Below are 20,568 nucleotides of genomic sequence, written 5' to 3'. Positions count from 1 at the left end.
ACAGGGCGGTCCTCCGGGGTCGCCTTGTTTCGTTCCGCCAAACCAATGCTGTGGACACTGCGAGGGCACGGGGCTAAACCTTCGCAGACCAAGATGATTGCGCGCTGAGAGAGCCTTATGCCCACGCTGAACGATATCCGATCCACCTTCCTGAACTACTTTGCAAAACAGGGGCACGAAGTGGTGGCATCCAGCCCGCTGGTCCCACGCAACGACCCGACACTGATGTTTGTCAACTCGGGCATGGTGCAGTTCAAAAACCTGTTCACCGGAGTTGAAACTCGCGATTATCAGCGTGCCACTACTGCGCAGAAATGTGTGCGTGCGGGCGGCAAGCACAACGATCTGGACAATGTGGGATACACCGCGCGGCATCACACGTTCTTTGAGATGCTTGGGAACTTTTCATTCGGCGATTACTTCAAGAATGATGCAATCCCGTTTGCGTGGGAGTTGATCACCAAGGAATTTGGGATCGACAAAAGCCGTTTGCTGACAACGGTGTATCACACCGATGATGAGGCGTTTGAGATTTGGAAAAAGGTCGGTGTGCCCGAAGCCCGGATAATCCGCATCGCAACCAATGACAACTTCTGGCAGATGGGGCCGACTGGCCCGTGCGGCCCGTGCACCGAGATTTTCTATGATCATGGCGATCATATCTGGGGCGGTCCTCCGGGTTCGGCCGAGGAAGATGGAGACCGGTTCATCGAAATCTGGAACATCGTTTTCATGCAGAACGAACAGTTCGAAGACGGTTCGATGGTTGAACTCGACATGCAGTCGATCGACACCGGCATGGGGCTAGAACGGATTGGTGCGCTTCTGCAGGGCAGCCACGACAACTATGACACCGACTTGTTCAAGACGCTGATCGAAGCGTCCGCGGCGGCAACCGGCGTGGATCCGTACGGTGACCAGAACGTGCATCACCGCGTTATCGCGGATCACCTGCGGTCAACCTCGTTCCTGATTGCCGATGGCGTAATGCCTTCAAACGACGGGCGTGGTTATGTTCTGCGTCGAATTATGCGCCGGGCCATGCGGCATGCCCATCTGCTGGGTGCCAAGGACCCGGTTATGCATCGCCTTGTGCCTACGCTGGTCCAACTGATGGGCGCGCAATACACCGAACTGGGGCAGGCGCAATCGCTGATCGAGGAATCTTTGCTGCTTGAAGAAACCCGTTTCAAGCAAACCCTGGACCGCGGATTGAAGTTGCTGGACGACGAGATGTCCGGACTGCCTGAAGGCGCGCCGCTGCCGGGGGATGCCGCGTTCAAACTGTATGATACCTATGGCTTTCCACTGGACCTGACGCAGGACGCGCTGCGCGAAAAGGGTCGGACAGTCGATACCGACGGTTTCGATGCGGCCATGGCCGAACAGAAGGCCAAGGCGCGCGCCGCCTGGGCCGGGTCCGGAGAATCGGCGGATCAGGCTGTGTGGTTCGATGTTCTTGATGCTGCCGGGGCCACGGATTTCCTGGGATACGACACCGAAAAGGCCGAAGGTCAGATCGCTGCGCTGATTGTTGATGGTTCATTGGTCGACACCATCGGGCAGGGCGACAGCGGCTGGGTCGTTGTGAACCAGACGCCGTTCTATGGCGAGGCCGGCGGTCAGGTCGGCGACGCGGGCGAAATTCGCCGTCTGGAGGACCGTGATGATGTGGCGCTGGTCGATGACACCAGAAAATTCGCCGACGGCAAAGTCTACGCCCACAAGGTGACCGTGGATCAAGGTACGCTTTCCAAGGGCGACGTAGTCGAACTTGAGGTCGATCACGTCCGCCGCACGGCAATTCGCGCGAACCATTCGGCCACGCACCTGCTGCATGAGGCTTTGCGCGAAACGCTGGGCGATCATGTGGCGCAGCGCGGCTCGCTCAACGCAGCGGATCGGCTGCGGTTCGACTTCAGCCATTCCAAGGCTCTGACACTGGAAGAGGTTAAGAAAGTCGAACGAGAGGTGAATGATTTCATTCGCCAGAACTCGGCCGTCGAAACTCGGATCATGACGCCCGACGATGCGCGCGAACTTGGCGCGCAGGCATTGTTCGGCGAAAAATATGGCGATGAAGTCCGCGTGGTGTCGATGGGCAAGGCGCCGACTGGCAAAGGCAGCGAAGGGGAAACCTGGTCGATCGAACTGTGTGGCGGAACGCATGTGCGCCAGACTGGGGACATCGGCACATTCGTTGTGCTTGGTGACAGTGCCAGTAGTGCGGGTGTACGCCGGATCGAAGCCCTGACCGGGGATGAAGCGTTCCGATATCTGTCGGCACAGGATCACCGCGTCGCCCAGATCGCGTTGGAACTGAAGGCTCAGCCTGACGATGTTGTGGGGCGTGTGAAGTCCCTGCTGGATGAACGAAAGTCCTTGCAAAATGAGGTCGCTCAGTTGCGCCGTGATCTTGCCATGGCTGGTCCGTCGACCGGCGGTGGCGCAGAGGCCAAGCAGGTGAACGGCGTCAAATTCCTGGCTCAGGCCTTGAGCGGCGTTTCCGGGAAAGATCTTCCGTCGCTGATTGATGAACACAAAACCCGCCTCGGGTCAGGGGCGGTGCTGCTGATCGCCGACGCCGGCGGCAAGGCGGCCGTTGCGGCGGGTGTCACGCAGGATCTGACGGATCGAGTCTCCGCAGTCGACTTGGTGCGGGCTGCCGTGGCTGAACTGGGCGGAAAGGGCGGCGGTGGCCGTCCGGATATGGCGCAGGGCGGAGGCAAGGATGCCTCGAATTCGGATGCGGCGATCAAGGCTGCGGAACAGGTATTGGGAGGATAAAATGGCTGCACTCTGGATTGCGCACGTAACAGTGACTGATGCCGAGGCATATGGAAAATACGCCGAGTTGGCCGGCCCAGCCATCGCCAAGCACGGGGGTGAGTTTATTGCCCGTGCTGCGCGTTACGTTCAACTGGAAGGCAAAGAGCGTCCTCGCAATGTTGTCGCCCGCTTCCCGTCACTAGAATCAGCGGTCGAGTGCTACAACTCGGACGACTACCAGCAAGCGCTGAATCATGCCCGTGAGGCGAGCGAGCGCGAGCTGGTTGTGGTTGAAATCACTGAGTAACTGTCAGGTTACCAAGCTCGTCTTGTAGATTTCTCTAGGATACGGCGACAGATCGGCAATCTTCAGCCTATGCCACAATCCATTTCAAAAGCGCGGCCCGCCTATGCGGGTCGCGCTTTTTTAGCTAATAATAACAATACCTTAATCATATGGAGTTGCGCAGTCTTAAGGGTTTCGCGCCGCAATTGTGACCGCGCCATCTAATTTCTAGCGCGAAAAAGTCAGATTGAAGATCGAATTTTCGCCCTTTTTTCTGTCCAATTTTTTAAAGTGATTGCCCAAGCTGGGATGTTCGCAGGTCGTTTCGCAAGACGGAGTGCGGCCCTGTTTAATGCGCGATCGTGCAAAAAACACAGGATTGGGGTGTAGGAATGTCACTATTTATTACACTTGCGAAGCGCTTCCGCACCAGAGTTTTCCCAATATCGGCGGGCGTCACGACCGTTTGCATCTTGAGTATCTGCACGTTTATCGCGGCCCCGACAGCACACGCATCCGAGGGCGGCTTTATTCCAAGTGTCGCATCTTCACCGCCACCTTCCGGCGCCATCAATCTTTGCAGTCAATATAATTGGGCCTGTGTAGGAAAACGTTCTGTATCCATGTCCAGTCAACAGGAATTGAAGGTTGTGGAGCAGGTTAATCGGCGCGTGAATAACTCGACCCGCGAAGTGACCGATCAGTCCCAGTATAACACCCGCGAGAGATGGGCACTGCCAACGGCAAGAGGCGGTGATTGCGAAGACTTTGCCCTGCTGAAGAAAAGAGATTTGATCCACGCAGGGGTAGATCCAAGCAAACTGCTAATCGCTACAGTATTGGACAGACGCCGGGGGCCGCATGCAGTTCTGGTTTATCGTTCAGCCAACGGCGATTTGGTATTGGACAACCTCACAAACCGGATCAAGCACTGGACAGCGACGCGGTACCTGTTTCTTCGCATGCAGGACCCAAAACGACCTAGCCACTGGGTGGGTGTTTACGGTCATAGCTGAGCCCAACGCATCGTATTTGAGTTGCTGAGAAACGTTGCATGGGTGCAAATTCTTTGCACCCATGTTTTTCAGGTAGGTTTCAAAACACGAAGAGCTACGTGTGCGCTGCTAACTGTGCTATCTAGGATCAAACCCGGACGTCTGGCCGTAACTTCCGTGGTTCCTCAAGTTGGCTCTTCTTCACCGCCTGGTTCTTCACCGCCTGGTTCTTCACCACCCGGCTCTTCACCACCTGGCTCTTCACCACCGGGCTGCTCGCCACCGGGCTGCTCGCCACCGGGCTGCTCGCCACCGGGCTGCTCGCCACCGGGCTGTTCACCACCGGGTTGTTCACCACCTGGCTGTTCACCACCGGGTTGTTCACCACCTGGCTGCTCACCGCCGGGCTGTTCACCACCCGGCTGCTCACCACCGGGAGTTCCTACTCCTGTGGTTTCTGGACCACCACTTGGACCGGTCGCTTCAACTCCGCCGCCCGAGCTTTCTCCGCCGGGAGTACCGGTATCGCGGTTTTCATCTGGGTGACCGTCCCCGGATCTTTGATTTGAGGTTCCGGTAGACGCTGTTGGAAAATCCGTAAGCAGTGCAGCCAGAGGCGCACACTCAGCGCCAAGTCGTGCCACGATCTTGTCGAAATCGGCGCGACGTTGGACATAACGTATCATTCTACTCGTAACCGCATCACATTCGCACAAGACTTGAGATGATGCGCCGGACTGGCGCGCAGTTTTTACGTCGCACACACCGGCAGCGAAAGACTCGTCAGCCGAAACGACTAAGAAAGCAGTCGCCACGAGGTAAATCGGAAAGTTGCGGGACAGGGTTCCCATGTTGCACTCCTTGGTACTTTTTACTCAACCATGCCGATCATAAGCACCGTCTAGTTCAAGGCGCGTATGAAGAGCATCACACAATTGACGCAAATACACCTTGATAAAAACCAAACCACAAGATGTAGTTTGGGGGAGCGATTGCGAATTAATGCAATTTAAGGGAGAGTCGTTATTCTTTTCAAAGGAAACCGGGCAATTTGCCCAAGTTTCCGCTTTTTAGTTTTAATCTTTGCTGGAAGCAAAAATGCCACACAATCGCCATTGTTTCCGTGTCGGACATGTGCAGCCTGCAGTTGATCAGGCTGATTTTGCCATACGTTTACGCTCATGCGGGTCCAGAAAACGCTTACGCAGGCGGACCGCGTTGGGGGTGACTTCGACCAGTTCGTCATCGTCGATATAGGCAATCGCCTCTTCCAGAGAAAACTGTACATGCGGCGTCAGACGCACGGCGTCGTCCGAACCGCTGGCGCGCACGTTGGTCAGCTTCTTGCCTTTCAGAGGGTTCACTTCCAGGTCGTTATCGCGCGAATGCTCACCGATCACCATGCCCTGATACACGTCGGTCTGAGGAGCAACGAACATGCGGCCACGCTCTTCGAGGTTCCACAGCGCATAGGCGACTGCCTGGCCGTTTTCCATCGAGATCAGAACACCGGCGCGCCGGCCCGGGATAGGGCCTTTGTGTGCCGCCCAACCATGGAAGACGCGATTCAAAACGCCGGTTCCACGCGTGTCGGTCAGGAATTCGCCATGATACCCGATGAGACCACGAGAGGGGACATGAGCAATGATGCGGGTTTTGCCTGCACCAGCAGGGCGCATCTCGACCAGTTCACCTTTACGTGCACCTGTTACCTTTTCGATTACGGCTCCGGAATATTCGTCATCCACATCGATGGTGACTTCTTCAACCGGCTCCAGCCGTTGTCCGTTTTCCTCGCGGAAAAGAACCTGCGGGCGCGAGATGCTGAGTTCGAACCCTTCACGTCGCATGTTCTCAATCAGAACGCCCATCTGCAATTCGCCGCGGCCTGCGACCTCGAATGCTTCGCCGCCGGGCGTGTCGGTGACGCGAATGGCAACGTTGGACTCGGCTTCTTTCATAAGACGGTCCCGGATCACTCGAGACTGGACCTTTTTCCCGTCGCGTCCGGCAAGCGGAGAATCGTTGATCCCGAAGGTCACTGTGATGGTCGGCGGGTCGATCGGTTGCGCGGGCAGGGCCTCGTCAACCTGAGGCGACACCAGCGAGTCCGCCACGGTGGCCTTGCTCATACCTGCGATGGTGACAATGTCGCCGGCTTCGGCCACATCGATCGGCTGCTGGCTCAGGCCGCGGAAGGCGAGAATTTTGGACGCGCGGAAGTTCTCGATCAATTTACCGTCCCGGCTGAGCGCCTTGAGGCTGTCGCCCGCCTTCAGGGTGCCACTTTCCACGCGACCGGTCAGGATGCGGCCGATGAAGGGGTCGCTGCCCAATGTGGTGGCGAGCATGCGGAAGGGTTCGTTTTTCTTCTCTGCCTGCTTTGGGGCAGGGACGTGATCAACGATAAGATCGAACAGGGCGGTCAGGTCCTTGCGCGGCCCGTCCAGTTCCATGTCGGCCCAGCCCGAACGGCCCGAGGCATACATGGCCGGGAAATCCAGCTGGTCATCGTCGGCGCCAAGGTTGGCAAACAGGTCGAAGCATTCATCCAGAGCCCGGTCGGGTTCTGCATCCGGCTTATCAACCTTGTTCAGAACCACAATGGGACGCAGTCCCAGCGCCAGCGCCTTGGAAGTCACGAACTTGGTCTGCGGCATCGGTCCTTCGGCAGCGTCAACCAGCAAGACGACGCCATCCACCATGCTGAGGATACGCTCAACCTCGCCACCGAAATCGGCGTGGCCCGGGGTGTCGACGATGTTGATGCGCGTGCCTTTCCATTCGACCGAGGTTGCCTTGGCCAGAATGGTGATGCCACGTTCGCGTTCCAGATCGTTGCTGTCCATGGCGCGTTCGGCTACGGCCTGGTTTTCCCGGAATGCACCGGATTGTTTGAGCAGCTCATCCACCAGGGTCGTCTTGCCGTGGTCAACGTGAGCGATGATTGCGATATTGCGCAGGTCCATGAGAGGTCAGCCTTTGAACTGGAAGTTGTCGCGCGCATAACGCGGCGCGACAAAATATACCAGCCCTAACGCGCGTTCAGTGGCCTGCGGTCTTGGAAAACAGATGAATGATCAGGATTCCGGATAGAATAAAGGTCAATCCGATCACGGCTGGCCAGTCCAGCCTTTGGCCGAACACCACGAATCCAATGATGGCTATCAAAAATATTCCAAGCCCGGACCAGATTGCGTAAACGACGCCAACCGGCATGAATTTCAGTGTCAGTGCCATGAAGTAAAAGGCGAACCCATACCCCACAACAACCAGAACCGACGGCCAGAAGCGTGTAAACTGCTGGCTGGCCTGCAATGCTGTGGTTCCGATCGTTTCGGACAAAACGGCTACAAGAAGGAAGAGATAGGCTTTGGGCAATGGAAAACTCTCACAACGAATGTTCAGGTGTGCTTGAGCATAAAAACCTGTCAAACGGCAAGAATATTCTGTCATGCGGGGCAACGACAGTAGACGTCGAAAGGTGACCAAAGGTCAGGATTACCAGACTATTTGCAGAAGTCTGAATGTGATATGTCAGCTTTTGTATTAAGTTTAGTAGTTTGAAGAGTTTGTCATGACGAATTTTGCAAGAACCGTCATTATTTTATCGGTGTTGGTAGCGGCGCTAGGGTGGCTTGCAGACGGGGGGTCCGTCGACAGTGATGTAGCCCAGGTTGTTGAACGGTTAAAGGGTACACAGGTTTAAGTGTCCGCGAAACGCCAGAAAAAGGGGCTTCTGCCCCTTTTTCTTTTTGATGCACCCTTATCCGGCCGTAACTTCGAAAAACTCGGCTATTCTGGGTCTGAGCCAGCCCCAAAGCCGTGGAGCCCCGCGTTGAATGGGAACCCCCACCCGCTTTTCGATTTGCCCAAAAGTGACGTTGTAGTCGGCCCAGGTGCCGCCTTGGGTTTCCAGATTTCCAACAGGTGCCTGAAACCGGTCAACCGCTTTTGCGAACTGGGCGTCCGGGCTTTGCGCCGCTTCAAATTCTCGCCACAATGAATGGAACATTTGCCGTTGTGTCGCCGGCAAAAGTCCGAACAGACGTTCGGCTGCGGCTTCTTCCTCGGCGGCCTGCGCGGCGTGATCGACCTGCCCGTGGATCGGGTGATCACCGGCGTCGATTTCGACGATATCATGCAGTAACAGCATGCGCAGAACCCGATCGATTGACACAGATGGATCCGAGTATTCCGACAGGACCCAGGCATAGAGCATGATATGCCAGGAATGCTCGGCCGAGTTTTCGAACCTTGGATCGTACAAAAGACGCGAGGCACGGTATACGGTTTTCAACTGATCTGTTTCGGCCAGAAACGGCAGTCGGTCCCAGAAAGGATCGGTTTCTTGCAAGTCTGCGCCATCCAGCATTGCCCGGGACCGTCGGTACGCAAACGGAAATGCGGTTTCGAGATAGGCAGCGCGTCCACCATCCAGATTGTTCTGCACAACGGTCAGGTGTTCGGGGTCAGGATTTGGTGCGCAGAGCACCTGAAACATCGGCTGGCACCGATCAAGGATTTTGGCGAAACGGGCATCAGGTGTCGCATCGGCCTCGAACTCTGCCCAAAGGGACAAGAACTCCGAGGTCTGATCGAACGGTAGCAAGCCAAAAAGCGTTTCGGCGGCAGCCCGTTCTGCCTGCTCCACCGCTGACCAATCTGTCGCCAGATGGATCGGATGATCGCCAACGATGATTTCGACCAGATCGTGCAGCAGAAGCATTCGGATGACGCGATCAATATCGACATCTTCCTCAGCCAAGGGCACCATCACCAAAGCCCACAATGCCAGATGCCAGCTGTGTTCCGCTGAGTTTTCGTGCCGGGACTGATCCAGCAGTGTATTTGCCCGATCAACTGATTTCAGCCTGTCCGCTTGTTTCAGAAACGCGATCTGTGCGGACAGTCTGTCAGTCATTGTTTTTCAATAGCCTTGAGTTTCGAGCGATGTGCGGACAGGTGTTTGACCAGGAATTGTCGCGCCTTTCGCTCGGCCATGCGGACCCGGATTTCGGTCAGGAACGCCTCTTCCAATGATTGGGAAGCCGCCGCAAGAACCTCGCCAACTTCCACAAAGAACCGGTCATTGCCGGTTTCATCCATAACCTTCAACGTATCTTCGGCCAGCCTTGCCGCCAGAGTGCCGATGGTGTCCGACATCAGCGGGTGTTCTCGGTCAGGCGGCGCTTTACGTAGTCGGTTGTGGTATCGATCAGCGTGTCCATATGGCGGTCCTGGAAGAAGTGGTCTGCGCCTTCCACCTCGGTATGCGTGATGGTGATACCTTTTTGTTCGTGCAGCTTGCTGACAAGCGAAGTGGTATCGGCCGGCGGTGCGACCCTGTCCGAGGTGCCGTTGATGATCAGGCCCGAAGACGGGCAGGGCGCCAGGAATGAAAAGTCATACATGTTCGCCGGGGGCGACACGCTGATGAAACCGGTGATTTCCGGGCGACGCATTAGCAGTTGCATTCCGATCCATGCGCCGAATGAAAACCCAGCAACCCAGCAATGCTTGGAGTTGTTGTTCATCGATTGCAGGTAATCCAGCGCGGATGCCGCATCGCTCAGTTCACCCACGCCCTGATCGTATTCACCCTGGCTGCGGCCGACGCCGCGGAAATTGAACCGCAACACGGTGAAGCCCATGTTATAGAACGCGTAATGCAGATTGTAGACCACCTTGTTGTTCATGGTCCCGCCAAATTGAGGATGCGGGTGCAACACGATGGCGATCGGTGCGTCTTTTTCCTTTTGCGGGTGGTAGCGGCCTTCCAGGCGGCCTTCTGGTCCGGGAAAGATCACCTCGGGCATATGTGCTTTAGTCCTGTCTTTGTACTACTGGCGGCCGGAAATACTTGACGGTTATCGTCGGACACCTTAGAACGGTTCTAATTACGTTGCATTGCGTATGACGCTGCCTGACGGAGATACGCATTGGTAGCGGCGGCGTCAATGATTTCGCACTGAACTTGCCACGAAGGAAAGTGAATGAAGCTGTCGACCAAAGGCCGCTACGCAATGGTTGCTCTGGCTGATATCGCTTTGCAACCAACAGACGGGCTTGTGACTCTGGGTGAAATCTCTGAGCGGCAAGACATTTCCCTGCCGTATCTTGAGCAGTTATTCGTCAAGCTCCGGCGCGCAGAACTGGTGGCTTCGGTTCGCGGACCGGGGGGCGGTTACCGACTGGCACGCCCTGCGTCAGAAATCCGCGTTGTCGAAATTCTGGCTGCAGTGGATGAGTCCCTGGATGCTCTGCAAAAGGGCGCGGGTGCTTCGGGGGCTTCATCGGGAAGCCGGGCCCAATCCCTGACCAACCGTCTGTGGGAAAGTCTCAGCGCGAATGTCTATGTGTTTCTGCATCAGACGCGTCTCTCGGATGTCATCAAGAACGATCTGGCGCCGTGCCCGGCGGTTCCCAGTCTGTTTGCGGTTGTGGACGAATAAAAAATGAGTATCTCGGGCGGCAAAACGGCTTGTGCTTCTAACTTGGAAAAGATGCATCTATGAATCGCATTTATCTGGACCATAACGCTACCACGCCGTTGCGGCCCGAGGCGCGCGACGCGATGATCGCGGCGATGGATGTCTGCGGAAACCCGTCATCTGTCCACGCGGAAGGACGTGCCGCTAAAGCGCTTGTTGAACGCGCACGCGCTCAGGTGGCGGCCGCATTTGGGGCTGATGGGGCGGACATCGTGTTTACCTCTGGCTCCACAGAAGGCGCTGCTTTGGCGTTGTCGGGGCGCGGACTGCACGGATCAGCAGTTGAACATAATGCCGTAAGGTCATGGGTCGTTGAAGATTTGTCGGTTCTTCCTTCAGGTGAAGTTAAAGTGCTTGAACCCGAGAACTCAAGCTTGCAACTGGCCAATTCTGAAACCGGTGTCGTGCAATCCTTGCCTGCGGGGCTGGCCGTAACGGATGCCACGCAAGCTTTTGGCAAACTTCCCGTGGCGTTCAACTGGCTGAATGTGCAGATGGCCCTGATCTCGGCCCATAAGATGGGTGGGCCCAAAGGGGTTGGTGCGGTTGTGATGAAACGCGGAACGGATCTGCCGGCCCAGATCAAGGGCGGCGGGCAGGAAATGGGGCGTCGATCCGGGACGGAAAATGTCATAGGAATTGCAGGGTTCGGGGCTGCAGCTGAAGCAGCGGCGCGGGATCTGGCCAACGGCGTTTGGGATGAAATCGCAGAATTTAGAAATATTCTAGAAAACGCTCTTGAGGCCGGCTCCAAATCGACTATTTTTGTCGGAAAAGGTCATGAGCGCCTTCCAAACACGTTGTGTTTCGCGTCGCCCGGTTGGAAGGGCGAAACGCAAGTCATGCAGATGGATCTGTCAGGATTTGCGGTCAGCGCGGGTTCGGCCTGTTCAAGCGGAAAGGTTCGGGCCAGCACCGTATTGACCGCCATGGGATATGACGAGGTGACGGCCGCAAGCGCGATCCGCGTGTCGCTGGGTCCTCGGACGAGTGAAGAAGATGTGCTGCGTTTCGCCGAAACGTGGCTTGAAAAAGAGAAAAAGCATCGCGCGCGTGCCGCGTGATCTGACGGAGGGTGTCATATGGCCGCTTTGGACCAGACCCAGGTAAAAGAAGGTGTCGATCAGGAAACCGTGGATGCGGTGCGTGAGGTCGGGACCTACAAGTACGGCTGGGAAACCGAAATCGAAATGGAATACGCGCCCAAGGGCGTGAACCCGGATATCGTCCGCCTGATCTCAGAAAAGAATGAAGAGCCGGAATGGATGACTGAATGGCGCCTGGCCGCGTTTGACCGCTGGACCCAGATGGACGAACCGACCTGGGCGATGGTCAATTATCCCAAGATCGACTTTCAGAATCAGTATTACTATGCCCGCCCCAAGTCGATGGAAGAGAAGCCCAAGTCGCTGGATGACGTCGACCCTAAGCTGTTGGCCACATACGAAAAGCTGGGTATCCCACTGAAAGAACAGATGATTCTGGCTGGCGTTGAAGGGGCGGAAGACGCCCCTGCAGAGGGCCGCAAAGTCGCGGTGGACGCGGTTTTTGACTCGGTTTCTGTCGGCACGACCTTTCAGGCAGAACTGAAAAAGGCCGGTGTGATCTTCTGTTCGATTTCAGAGGCGATCAAAGAGCATCCCGAACTTGTCAAAAAATATCTCGGCACCGTGGTTCCGGTATCCGACAACTTTTATGCCACTCTGAACTCTGCCGTGTTCTCGGACGGATCGTTCGTATACATCCCCCCGGGCGTGCGCTGCCCGATGGAGCTGAGCACCTATTTCCGCATCAACGCGGAAAACACCGGTCAGTTCGAGCGGACCCTGATCATCGCCGACAAGGGCTCGTATGTGTCCTACCTGGAAGGCTGCACTGCGCCGCAGCGCGACACCGCGCAACTGCACGCAGCCGTGGTCGAAATCATCGTCGAAGAAGATGCCGAGGTGAAATACTCGACCGTTCAGAACTGGTTCCCCGGGGACGAGAACGGCAAGGGCGGCATTTACAACTTCGTGACCAAGCGTGCTGATTGCCGGGGCGACAGGTCCAAGGTGATGTGGACGCAGGTCGAGACCGGTTCTGCCGTGACCTGGAAGTATCCGTCCTGCATCCTGCGCGGTGATGACAGTCAGGGCGAGTTCTACTCGATCGCCATCACCAACAACTATCAGCAGGCCGATACCGGTACGAAGATGGTTCATCTGGGCAAGAACACCAAGTCGCGGATTGTGTCCAAGGGGATCAGCGCGGGTAAGGCTCAGAACACTTATCGCGGGCTGGTGTCGATGCACCCCAAAGCCAAGGACAGCCGCAACTATACCCAGTGCGACAGTTTGCTGATCGGCGACAAATGCGGGGCCCACACGGTGCCGTATATCGAGGTCAAGAACAACTCGAGCCGGGTTGAACACGAAGCGACGACGTCCAAAGTGGACGACGACCAGCTGTTCTACTGCCGCCAGCGCGGTATGGACGAAGAAGAGGCCGTGGCGCTGGTCGTTAACGGTTTCTGCAAGGACGTGCTTCAGGCGCTGCCGATGGAATTCGCGATGGAAGCGCAGCAGCTGGTTGCCATTTCTCTGGAAGGCTCGGTTGGCTGATGGCGCGTAAGCCTGGCAAGACTATCCGAAAGGATGACGTGTTGACCCTGTTGGGTTACGCACTCCCGGTTTTGGGCGGATTGCTGGGTGTTGCCTATGTCAACATCAATCACATGGACTTCATCAACCCGGTTTGGGCAGTCGGTGGAGGAGCGATCCTGGGATGGGTTGCTGCACGCCTCATGCGCCGAATGCTGGGATAGACATTGACTGGGGCTATCGGATGCCCCTTGCGGTACGCAAAAGGACAAAAAATGCTGGAAATCAAGAACCTGCACGTGAAACTTGAGGAAGAGGAGAAGCAAATCCTCAAAGGCGTCGACCTGACCGTCGAGGCAGGTAAAGTGCATGCGATTATGGGTCCGAACGGCTCGGGCAAGTCGACACTCAGCTACGTACTCTCGGGCCGCGATGGCTATGAAGTTACCGAAGGCTCGGCCACCCTGGACGGCGAGGATCTTCTGGAAATGGAACCGGAAGACCGTGCTGCTGCGGGTATTTTTCTGGCGTTCCAGTACCCAGTCGAAATCCCCGGCGTGGGCAACATGACGTTCTTGCGCACTGCCGTAAACGCTCAGCGCAAGGCGCGCGGTGAGGAGGAGCTTTCGGCCGCCGACTTCCTGAAAGAAGTACGCGCCAAGGCGAAATCGCTGAAGATCGACGCGGATATGCTCAAGCGTCCTGTCAACGTCGGCTTCTCGGGTGGTGAGAAGAAGCGGAACGAAATTCTGCAGATGGCGATGCTGGAGCCTAAGATGTGCATCTTGGACGAAACGGACTCGGGTCTGGACGTGGATGCGATGAAGCTGGTTGCCGAAGGTGTGAACGCTCTGCGCGACGAAGGCCGTGGTTTCCTGGTGATTACGCACTATCAGCGTCTGCTGGACCATATCAAACCCGACGTCGTGCACATCATGGCAGACGGTCGGATCGTCAAAACCGGCGGCCCGGAACTGGCGCTGGAAGTTGAAAACAACGGCTATGCCGACATTCTGGCCGAGGTGAACTGATGGGGCTGCCCGAAGTTAAACAAACCGCGACCGAGGCGCGGCTGGCCAGTTTGGTCATGCCCGACGCCGGATGCACGCGTGCCGCCCGCGAAGATGCGCTGGCGCGAGTTCTGGAAATGGGCCTGCCGGGACGGCGCGATGAGTATTGGAAATACACCCGCCCGGACACGCTGATTTCGCCCGAGGCCCCTCAGGCCGCTCTGTTCCGGTCCGACGAGCCGTTGCTGTTCCATGATCTCGACCGTTTGAAAATTGTGTTCATCGACGGTGTGTTCAGCCCTGAAGATTCCGATGACCTGACGCTTGAAGGTGTGACGATCGATCGGATCGAAGACATCTGCTGCAAAGATATCCATTGGGCCAAGGAGTTGTACGGCGTTCTTGAAGCGCGCGGGCAGACCCCGGTTCAGCGACCTCTGGCGGCGCTGAATACGGCCTTTGCGGCCGATGGTGTTGCGATTCACGTGACTGGCACGCCCAGCAAGCCAATCAGTCTGATCTATCAGCATGCCTCTGAAACCTCGGACGCCATGTTGCATCACATCGTGCGCGTCGAAAGCGGAGCCGAGGTGACCATTCTGGAAAACGGTCCGGCAGCTTCACGGTTCAACAAATGCATGGAGATCGACATTGCCGACGGCGGCACGCTGCATCACGTGCGCGCGCAGGGTCGGGATCATCAGCGCCGCGCAGCCACGCATATGTTCACGCGTCTGGGCCACGAGTCGGTTTACAAATCCTTTACTCTGACGGTGAACGGAGTTCTGACTCGAAACGAGCAAGTGGTCGAGCTGACGGGCGATGACGCAGTTGCTCATGTGGCGGGTGCCTGCGTCGGAGATGGTAATTTCCATCACGACGACACGGTGTTCGTAACGCACGACGCGGTAAATTGCGAAAGCCGCCAGGTTTTCAAGAAAGTTTTGCGGAATGGCGCAACAGGCGTGTTCCAGGGCAAAATCCTTGTGAAAGCGGGGGCCCAGAAAACTGACGGCTATCAGATCAGCCAGTCCTTGTTGCTGGATGATGATAGCCAGTTTCTGGCCAAGCCTGAACTGGAAATCTACGCCGATGATGTGGCCTGTTCGCACGGGTCCACATCGGGTGCGATTGACGAAACGGCCTTGTTTTACCTGCGTTCGCGTGGGGTATCGCTCAAAGACGCCACCAACATGCTGACGCTGGCCTTTCTGGCCGAAGCGGTTGACGAGATTGAAAACGAGGTGCTTGCCCAAGCCATCGTGACCCGTCTGGAAGGCTGGCTGGCGCGTCGCAGCTGATGCCCGTGACGACGGATATCGTGGCCACGTACAGGGGGCCGGGGCGTGTCATGCGCCGGCTTCTGGATATGGGGCCACGGGAAGACCGGGCGCTGGCTTTTGTAATGGCCTTCTGCACAATCGCCTTTGTCGCGCAGATGCCTGGAATGGCCCGGCGCGCGCACCTGGAAGGTGTCGAGCTGAACATGCTGCTGGGCGGTGCCTTGTTGGGGTCGGTTATCATACTGCCATTGCTTCTGTATTTTGTGGCCCTTGTGTCTCATTGGGCTGCACGGCTTATGGGTGGGAGCGGTTCCGCCTACGGCGCGCGGTTGGCTTTGTTCTGGGCGTTGCTGTCGTCCGCGCCGTTGGTTCTTTTGAACGGTTTGGTGGCCGGATTTATCGGTCCGGGGCCTACCTTGTCCGTAGTTGGGCTACTTTGGGTTGCAGTCTTTGTCTGGTTCTGGTTGTCAGGCCTCAGACAAGCACAGAGGCCTGAGACATGAATCTGAGTTTTCTGGGGAACCTCGCGGTGATGACTTTGGTCAGCCCGGCCGAGGCAGCCCGACGCCTGATGAAACTACGCCCAGGGCGCGAGATCCTGTGGCTGGCGTTTTTTCTGGCTGTCGTGCTCAACTCCATTGTGCAGTTCGGCCTTGACTACTTTGTGTGGCTGTCTGGCCCGAATGTGGCGCAGGCACCCGGTCCGGTCCTCATGAATCTGGTAACGTCAGCGGGTGCAATGCTGCTGAGCGTCGCGTCATTTCTGTTTGTCGGACGACTTCTGGGCGGACGCGCGACGTTTGAAGACATCATGGTTCTGATGATCTGGCTGCAGTTCCTCCAGATACTTGCCTTGCTGGCTACGCTGGTCATTGCAATGACACTGCCGTTCCTGATGGTTCCAATGTTGCTGGCAACGGCGTTGGTCAGTTTTTATATCACCCTGCATTTCCTAAACGAGGCGCATCAGTTCGCATCCTTGGGAAAGGCGTTTGGCCTGATCGTGCTGGCCGCGCTGATTGCGATACCTTTTGTCCTCCTCCTGACCCCAAGCGGGCCCGTATAGGGAATATGACCATGTATGATGTTCAGAGAATCCGCTCTGATTTTCCCATCCTGTCGCGAGAGGTGAATGGGAAACCCCTGACTTATCTGGACAATGGTGCCTCGGCGCAGAAGCCACAGGTGGTGATTGATGCAGTTACCCGCGCCTATGCCGAGGAATACTCGAACGTGCATCGCGGTCTGCACTATCTGTCCAACCTTGCAACGGAAAAGTATGAGGCCGTCCGCGGCACGGTTGCCCGGTTTCTGGGTGTGGCGAACGAGAATGAAATCGTTCTGAACTCCGGCACAACCGAAGGCATCAACCTTGTCGCCTATGGCTGGGCCATGCCGCGCCTGAAAGCCGGGGATGAAATCGTTCTGAGTGTCATGGAGCATCACGCCAATATCGTTCCATGGCATTTCCTGCGGGAACGTCAGGGCGTGGTCCTGAAGTGGGTTGATGTGGACCCGGACGGCGGACTGGACCCGCAGGCCGTGATTGACGCCATCACACCGCGCACAAAACTGGTCGCAGTAACGCAATGCTCGAACGTGCTGGGAACGGTCGTTGACGTGAAGGCGATCACAAAAGGAGCCCACGCAAAAGGTGTGCCTATTCTGGTGGATGGCAGTCAGGGTGCCGTGCACATGCCTGTCAACGTTCAGGATATTGGCTGTGATTTCTATGCCATTACGGGGCACAAGCTGTACGGCCCCTCCGGTTCAGGTGCGATCTACATCACGTCCGACCGCATGGTCGAAATGCGCCCCTTTATCGGCGGCGGCGACATGATCAAAGAGGTCAGCAAAGATCAGGTGATCTATAACGATCCGCCTATGAAGTTCGAGGCTGGTACACCCGGGATCGTTCAGACAATCGGGCTGGGTGTGGCGTTGGATTATATGATGGATCTGGGGATGGAGAACATTGCCGCCCACGAATCCGCCTTGCGGGACTATGCCATGCAGCGTCTGACCGGCCTGAACTGGGTACAGGTGCAGGGCACACGCCCGGACAAGGCCGCTATTTTCAGTTTTACACTGGACGGGGCAGGGCACGCGCATGATGTGTCGACCATTCTGGACAAAAAAGGCGTCGCCGTTCGCGCCGGTCATCACTGCGCCGGTCCGTTGATGGATCATCTGGGGGTAACGGCCACATGCCGCGCCAGCTTCGGGCTTTACAATACCACTGACGAGGTCGACACACTGATCGATGCACTGGAACTGGCCCACGATCTGTTCGCGTGAAACCTGATGTCGGGCGACAGATTTGCAGTTGCACCCGGAACGGAACAAGGTTAGCTAACGGCCAAGGCACCTGTAGCTCAGCTGGATAGAGCGCTGCCCTCCGAAGGCAGAGGCCAGAGGTTCGAATCCTCTCAGGTGCGCCACATCACTAAATTAGATGTTCCGGGTTCATGGGCGTATAGCCTTTCCGCAGCTATTGCTTTGTCCGAACTCCCAACGTGTTCGTGCCTTCATCTACAAAAAAAGAGCGCCCAAAGGCGCTCGTCACTTCGAAATTGTACGTATTGGTTAGCCGCCCCAGCTGCGGACTTCGCCGCAGTCCATGTGGACAAAATTTGAGCGGTAGTATTTGCCGACGCCCCCCGCGCGGCAGGAAATGGCGGCTTTGGCCATTTGCGAAACCGAGCGTGAAGACAACCGCAAGTCAGCCGCCTGACCCTTCATGTGCAGGGAGTTCTTGGCAACGCGGCGGGATTTCGATCGCAGCATCGCGTTAGTCTGAGGGGACCGGTAGCCGGACAACAGCATATAGGGTTCGTTGACATCCAGCAGGTTGTGAGATGCGGCCATGATGTCAATTGTGCGCAGGTCCATGGACTTGGACTGATCGGTACGCCAGTCGCGCATGAAGTGGTTCACTTCCTTGACGGCGTCTTTGATGTAATTGCCGTCAACCCAGTAAATCATGTCAATGCGTTCACCGGTGCGCCCGGAATACATGCGAATGCGGCGAATATCACCGCCGCCGCGAAGGAATCCTGCTGCATTGGAATAGGTCGGTGCGGCTACTACCGCTGTGGCCGCGAACGCACCCAATAGGGCACGCCGGGTCAAGCCCGAAGCACTGCTCTTGGTCATTTCGTTTTTCGTCCCGTACTAGTTCCTGCCTGCACACGATGTTACGTGCGCCGTATTAATTTTTTCCCATCCCAGATGCGGAAGTTATGACACAGACGGATTCGTCCGCCAAGAAATCTTTCGGATACACCAATTCAAGGGGGAAATATCGGCAGGTTTTTGCGCAACTGATGCAGTGATGCATAAATTACAGAAGGTTAGGGAAATCACTTTCCAAGGCGATGCAATCACGCATCAGCAGATGTTAGAAGCGCAGATTTGATGAATTTGTGAATAGACAATCGGGCGGTCCGCCAATCATACTGGCTCGGCGCTGAATGTATCGGCGCAAAGCATTGAATAACCAAGGCCATCTCATGTTTTCTGTTTTCCGGACCTGTACCAGTATCCTCGCGACCGCCTGTTTCGCAGCAACAGCGGCCTTTGCCGATTCCAGGACAAACCCACCGACCGCCTTCCGCATGGCGGTTGCCGAGTCGTTGGATTCGGGGTCTTCGCTGGCTGAATATTACAAAACAAACGGGTTTTCGCCGATCTGGGCCGGGCAGACCGAACAACATGCTGAACGCCGGGCCGCTTTGATTAAGGCCCTGTCCAATGCCGCGTTCCACGGGTTGCCGGATGCGCGTTATGATGTCCAGGCTCTTCTGGACCAGATGCGCGCTGCCCGTTCCCAGAGGGACTTGGGTGCTGTCGAAGCGGATTTAAGCCGGGTTTTCCTGCGTTATGCTACGGATATGTACTCGGGCGTGTTGAGCCCTTCACAGATTGACGATGGTTTGGTGCGCGAAGTCGATCGCAGGTCGCCGCAGGAACATTTGCAAGGTGTCGCATCAGCCACAGGGGCGACGTACATAGAACAGCTGGTGCCAGAGTCCCTGCAATACCGGTCTTTGCTGAAACAGAAAAAGGTTCTTGAAAACCTGGTTGAGCAGGGCGGTTGGGGGCCGACTGTACCGGTTGCAAAACTCGAATACGGTGATACCGGACCCAATGTCATTCGGCTGCGTGACCGATTGGTGGCTATGGGTTACCTGAGACCAACCGCCAGCCCGGAATTTGATGCCGCAATGCTGGGGGCCGTGCGGGCGTTTCAGACTGCCCATGGGCTCGAAGCGGATGGCGTTGCCGGAAATGGAACCCTGACCGAAATCAACCGTCCGGCCAGCGACAGGCTCAAAGCTGTCTACGTCGCGCTTGAGCGGGAGCGCTGGTTGCCGCACTCACGAGGCGCGCGTCATATCTTGGTGAACCAGGCTGACTTCTCGGCAAAGATCGTGGATGAAGGTCAGGTATCATTTGAGACGCGGGCCGTCATCGGCAAGAACACCCATGATCGGCGCAGTCCCGAATTCTCGGACATGATGGAACACATGGTGATCAACCCGAGCTGGTACGTACCACGCTCGATCATCACCAAGGAATATTTACCAAAACTTCAGTCCAACCCTAATGCGGTCGGCCACATTCAGATCACGGACCGAAGTGGTCGGCAGGTCAATCGTGGTGCCATGGACTTTACGCAATTCACTGCACGGGATTTTCCGTTCGCGATGCGGCAACCACCCAGCAAAAACAATGCGTTGGGCCTGGTGAAGTTCATGTTCCCAAACAAGCACAACATCTATCTGCATGATACGCCGCACAAAAACCTGTTTGCCCGCGAAGTTCGCGCTTTCTCGCACGGTTGTATCCGCCTGGCGCAGCCCTTCGAGTTTGCCTATGCCTTGCTGGCCCGGCAGGAAGAAGACCCCAAGGCCTTTTTTCACAGGGTTCTGAATACCGGCAAGGAAACAAAGGTAAACCTCGCGCAGTCGGTTCCTGTTCACATCATCTATCGGACGGCGTATGTCGGTCCAAAGGGTGAAGTTCAGTACCGCCGGGATGTCTACGACCGCGATCGCAAGATCTGGGAGGCTCTGCAAAAGGCAGGGGTGGTCCTGCCGGACGTTCAGGGGTAATCACTGGGGCAAGTCCTGATACAAGGAAGCCC

General features: G+C 56.6%; 20 protein-coding genes and 1 tRNA gene. 14 read left to right on the top strand and 7 right to left on the bottom strand.

Annotated features, from left to right (window positions below; all coding sequences use genetic code 11):
• Positions 1–117 precede the first annotated feature (117 nt).
• From alaS to ACR3EQ_RS05145, 3 genes are all read left to right on the top strand, one after another.
• Positions 118–2,787 (top strand): alanine--tRNA ligase, encoded by a 2,670-nt coding sequence (gene alaS / locus ACR3EQ_RS05155; RefSeq protein ID WP_480489990.1) that lies wholly within the window; start codon positions 118–120, stop codon positions 2,785–2,787.
• Between the two features lies 1 nt (position 2,788).
• On the top strand, positions 2,789–3,076 hold the full coding sequence (locus ACR3EQ_RS05150; RefSeq protein WP_170614990.1) for a DUF1330 domain-containing protein: 288 nt from the start codon (positions 2,789–2,791) through the stop codon (positions 3,074–3,076).
• A 371-nt stretch (positions 3,077–3,447) separates the two neighbouring features.
• Positions 3,448–4,071 (top strand): transglutaminase-like cysteine peptidase, encoded by a 624-nt coding sequence (locus ACR3EQ_RS05145; RefSeq protein ID WP_170614991.1) that lies wholly within the window; start codon positions 3,448–3,450, stop codon positions 4,069–4,071.
• Between the two features lie 164 nt (positions 4,072–4,235).
• On the opposite strand, the gene ACR3EQ_RS05140 is transcribed toward ACR3EQ_RS05145, so the two are convergent.
• The 6 genes from ACR3EQ_RS05140 to ACR3EQ_RS05115 form a co-directional block, all read right to left on the bottom strand.
• Positions 4,236–4,736, bottom strand: a complete 501-nt coding sequence (locus ACR3EQ_RS05140; RefSeq protein ID WP_480489988.1) for a hypothetical protein — start codon at positions 4,734–4,736, stop codon at positions 4,236–4,238.
• Positions 4,737–5,201: 465 nt separating this feature from the next.
• A complete protein-coding gene (gene typA / locus ACR3EQ_RS05135; RefSeq protein ID WP_170614992.1) occupies positions 5,202–7,019 on the bottom strand; it encodes a translational GTPase TypA in 1,818 nt (605 codons plus the stop codon).
• A 76-nt stretch (positions 7,020–7,095) separates the two neighbouring features.
• The gene (locus tag ACR3EQ_RS05130; RefSeq protein ID WP_321252898.1) at positions 7,096–7,431 is read right to left on the bottom strand and encodes a DMT family transporter; all 336 of its coding nucleotides are present in this window, start codon (positions 7,429–7,431) and stop codon (positions 7,096–7,098) included.
• A gap of 385 nt (positions 7,432–7,816) precedes the next feature.
• Positions 7,817–8,974: an HD domain-containing protein gene (locus ACR3EQ_RS05125; protein ID WP_170614994.1), complete on the bottom strand. Its 1,158-nt coding sequence runs from the start codon at positions 8,972–8,974 to the stop codon at positions 7,817–7,819.
• Positions 8,971–9,216, bottom strand: coding sequence for a hypothetical protein (locus ACR3EQ_RS05120; RefSeq protein ID WP_170614995.1), 246 nt, complete (start codon positions 9,214–9,216; stop codon positions 8,971–8,973). Before ACR3EQ_RS05120 ends, ACR3EQ_RS05125 begins: the two co-directional genes overlap by 4 nt.
• Positions 9,216–9,869, bottom strand: a complete 654-nt coding sequence (locus tag ACR3EQ_RS05115; RefSeq protein WP_170614996.1) for an alpha/beta hydrolase — start codon at positions 9,867–9,869, stop codon at positions 9,216–9,218. Before ACR3EQ_RS05115 ends, ACR3EQ_RS05120 begins: the two co-directional genes overlap by 1 nt.
• 177 nt (positions 9,870–10,046) lie before the next feature.
• On the opposite strand from ACR3EQ_RS05115, the gene iscR reads away from it, so the two are divergent.
• From iscR to ACR3EQ_RS05065, 10 genes are all read left to right on the top strand, one after another.
• Positions 10,047–10,505, top strand: coding sequence for a Fe-S cluster assembly transcriptional regulator IscR (gene iscR / locus ACR3EQ_RS05110; protein ID WP_170614997.1), 459 nt, complete (start codon positions 10,047–10,049; stop codon positions 10,503–10,505).
• A 59-nt stretch (positions 10,506–10,564) separates the two neighbouring features.
• Entirely contained in the window at positions 10,565–11,608 is a 1,044-nt protein-coding gene (locus ACR3EQ_RS05105; RefSeq protein WP_480489986.1) for a cysteine desulfurase family protein, read from the top strand.
• 18 nt (positions 11,609–11,626) lie between these two features.
• Positions 11,627–13,147, top strand: a complete 1,521-nt coding sequence (gene sufB, locus ACR3EQ_RS05100) for a Fe-S cluster assembly protein SufB (RefSeq protein WP_170614999.1) — start codon at positions 11,627–11,629, stop codon at positions 13,145–13,147.
• A complete protein-coding gene (locus ACR3EQ_RS05095; RefSeq protein WP_170615000.1) occupies positions 13,147–13,350 on the top strand; it encodes a hypothetical protein in 204 nt (67 codons plus the stop codon). The genes sufB and ACR3EQ_RS05095 overlap by 1 nt, the downstream gene beginning before the upstream one ends.
• A 51-nt stretch (positions 13,351–13,401) precedes the next feature.
• Positions 13,402–14,157: a Fe-S cluster assembly ATPase SufC gene (sufC, locus tag ACR3EQ_RS05090; RefSeq protein WP_480489984.1), complete on the top strand. Its 756-nt coding sequence runs from the start codon at positions 13,402–13,404 to the stop codon at positions 14,155–14,157.
• Positions 14,157–15,437, top strand: a complete 1,281-nt coding sequence (locus tag ACR3EQ_RS05085; RefSeq protein ID WP_480489982.1) for a SufB/SufD family protein — start codon at positions 14,157–14,159, stop codon at positions 15,435–15,437. The genes sufC and ACR3EQ_RS05085 overlap by 1 nt, the downstream gene beginning before the upstream one ends.
• A complete protein-coding gene (locus ACR3EQ_RS05080; protein WP_170615003.1) occupies positions 15,437–15,922 on the top strand; it encodes a YIP1 family protein in 486 nt (161 codons plus the stop codon). The genes ACR3EQ_RS05085 and ACR3EQ_RS05080 overlap by 1 nt, the downstream gene beginning before the upstream one ends.
• Positions 15,919–16,485: a Yip1 family protein gene (locus ACR3EQ_RS05075; RefSeq protein ID WP_480489980.1), complete on the top strand. Its 567-nt coding sequence runs from the start codon at positions 15,919–15,921 to the stop codon at positions 16,483–16,485. The genes ACR3EQ_RS05080 and ACR3EQ_RS05075 overlap by 4 nt, the downstream gene beginning before the upstream one ends.
• Before the next feature lie 11 nt (positions 16,486–16,496).
• The gene (locus ACR3EQ_RS05070; RefSeq protein ID WP_170615005.1) at positions 16,497–17,717 is read left to right on the top strand and encodes a cysteine desulfurase; all 1,221 of its coding nucleotides are present in this window, start codon (positions 16,497–16,499) and stop codon (positions 17,715–17,717) included.
• Positions 17,718–17,783: 66 nt separating this feature from the next.
• Positions 17,784–17,860 (top strand) — tRNA-Arg (locus tag ACR3EQ_RS05065).
• A gap of 145 nt (positions 17,861–18,005) precedes the next feature.
• Here the strand turns inward: ACR3EQ_RS05065 and mepK are convergent.
• The gene (gene mepK / locus ACR3EQ_RS05060) at positions 18,006–18,575 is read right to left on the bottom strand and encodes a peptidoglycan L,D-endopeptidase MepK (protein WP_170615006.1); all 570 of its coding nucleotides are present in this window, start codon (positions 18,573–18,575) and stop codon (positions 18,006–18,008) included.
• 356 nt (positions 18,576–18,931) lie between these two features.
• Here mepK and ACR3EQ_RS05055 point away from each other — a divergent pair, with 356 nt between their 5' ends.
• The gene (locus ACR3EQ_RS05055) at positions 18,932–20,536 is read left to right on the top strand and encodes a L,D-transpeptidase scaffold domain-containing protein (protein WP_170615007.1); all 1,605 of its coding nucleotides are present in this window, start codon (positions 18,932–18,934) and stop codon (positions 20,534–20,536) included.
• Positions 20,537–20,568 lie beyond the last annotated feature (32 nt).

This window comes from Ruegeria sp. AN11, from assembly GCF_056536005.1.
Note: the sequence above shows the minus strand (reverse complement) of the source record. Positions and strands in the feature narration are given on the sequence as shown.

Coding starts and splice junctions, on each gene's coding strand:
- alaS (WP_480489990.1), top strand. CDS start 118: ATGCCCACGCTGAACGATATCCGATCCACCTTCCTGAACTACTTTGCA.
- ACR3EQ_RS05150 (WP_170614990.1), top strand. CDS start 2,789: ATGGCTGCACTCTGGATTGCGCACGTAACAGTGACTGATGCCGAGGCA.
- ACR3EQ_RS05145 (WP_170614991.1), top strand. CDS start 3,448: ATGTCACTATTTATTACACTTGCGAAGCGCTTCCGCACCAGAGTTTTC.
- ACR3EQ_RS05140 (WP_480489988.1), bottom strand. CDS start 4,736: ATGATACGTTATGTCCAACGTCGCGCCGATTTCGACAAGATCGTGGCA.
- typA (WP_170614992.1), bottom strand. CDS start 7,019: ATGGACCTGCGCAATATCGCAATCATCGCTCACGTTGACCACGGCAAG.
- ACR3EQ_RS05125 (WP_170614994.1), bottom strand. CDS start 8,974: ATGACTGACAGACTGTCCGCACAGATCGCGTTTCTGAAACAAGCGGAC.
- ACR3EQ_RS05120 (WP_170614995.1), bottom strand. CDS start 9,216: ATGTCGGACACCATCGGCACTCTGGCGGCAAGGCTGGCCGAAGATACG.
- ACR3EQ_RS05115 (WP_170614996.1), bottom strand. CDS start 9,869: ATGCCCGAGGTGATCTTTCCCGGACCAGAAGGCCGCCTGGAAGGCCGC.
- iscR (WP_170614997.1), top strand. CDS start 10,047: ATGAAGCTGTCGACCAAAGGCCGCTACGCAATGGTTGCTCTGGCTGAT.
- ACR3EQ_RS05105 (WP_480489986.1), top strand. CDS start 10,565: ATGAATCGCATTTATCTGGACCATAACGCTACCACGCCGTTGCGGCCC.
- sufB (WP_170614999.1), top strand. CDS start 11,627: ATGGCCGCTTTGGACCAGACCCAGGTAAAAGAAGGTGTCGATCAGGAA.
- ACR3EQ_RS05095 (WP_170615000.1), top strand. CDS start 13,147: ATGGCGCGTAAGCCTGGCAAGACTATCCGAAAGGATGACGTGTTGACC.
- sufC (WP_480489984.1), top strand. CDS start 13,402: ATGCTGGAAATCAAGAACCTGCACGTGAAACTTGAGGAAGAGGAGAAG.
- ACR3EQ_RS05085 (WP_480489982.1), top strand. CDS start 14,157: ATGGGGCTGCCCGAAGTTAAACAAACCGCGACCGAGGCGCGGCTGGCC.
- ACR3EQ_RS05080 (WP_170615003.1), top strand. CDS start 15,437: ATGCCCGTGACGACGGATATCGTGGCCACGTACAGGGGGCCGGGGCGT.
- ACR3EQ_RS05075 (WP_480489980.1), top strand. CDS start 15,919: ATGAATCTGAGTTTTCTGGGGAACCTCGCGGTGATGACTTTGGTCAGC.
- ACR3EQ_RS05070 (WP_170615005.1), top strand. CDS start 16,497: ATGTATGATGTTCAGAGAATCCGCTCTGATTTTCCCATCCTGTCGCGA.
- mepK (WP_170615006.1), bottom strand. CDS start 18,575: ATGACCAAGAGCAGTGCTTCGGGCTTGACCCGGCGTGCCCTATTGGGT.
- ACR3EQ_RS05055 (WP_170615007.1), top strand. CDS start 18,932: ATGTTTTCTGTTTTCCGGACCTGTACCAGTATCCTCGCGACCGCCTGT.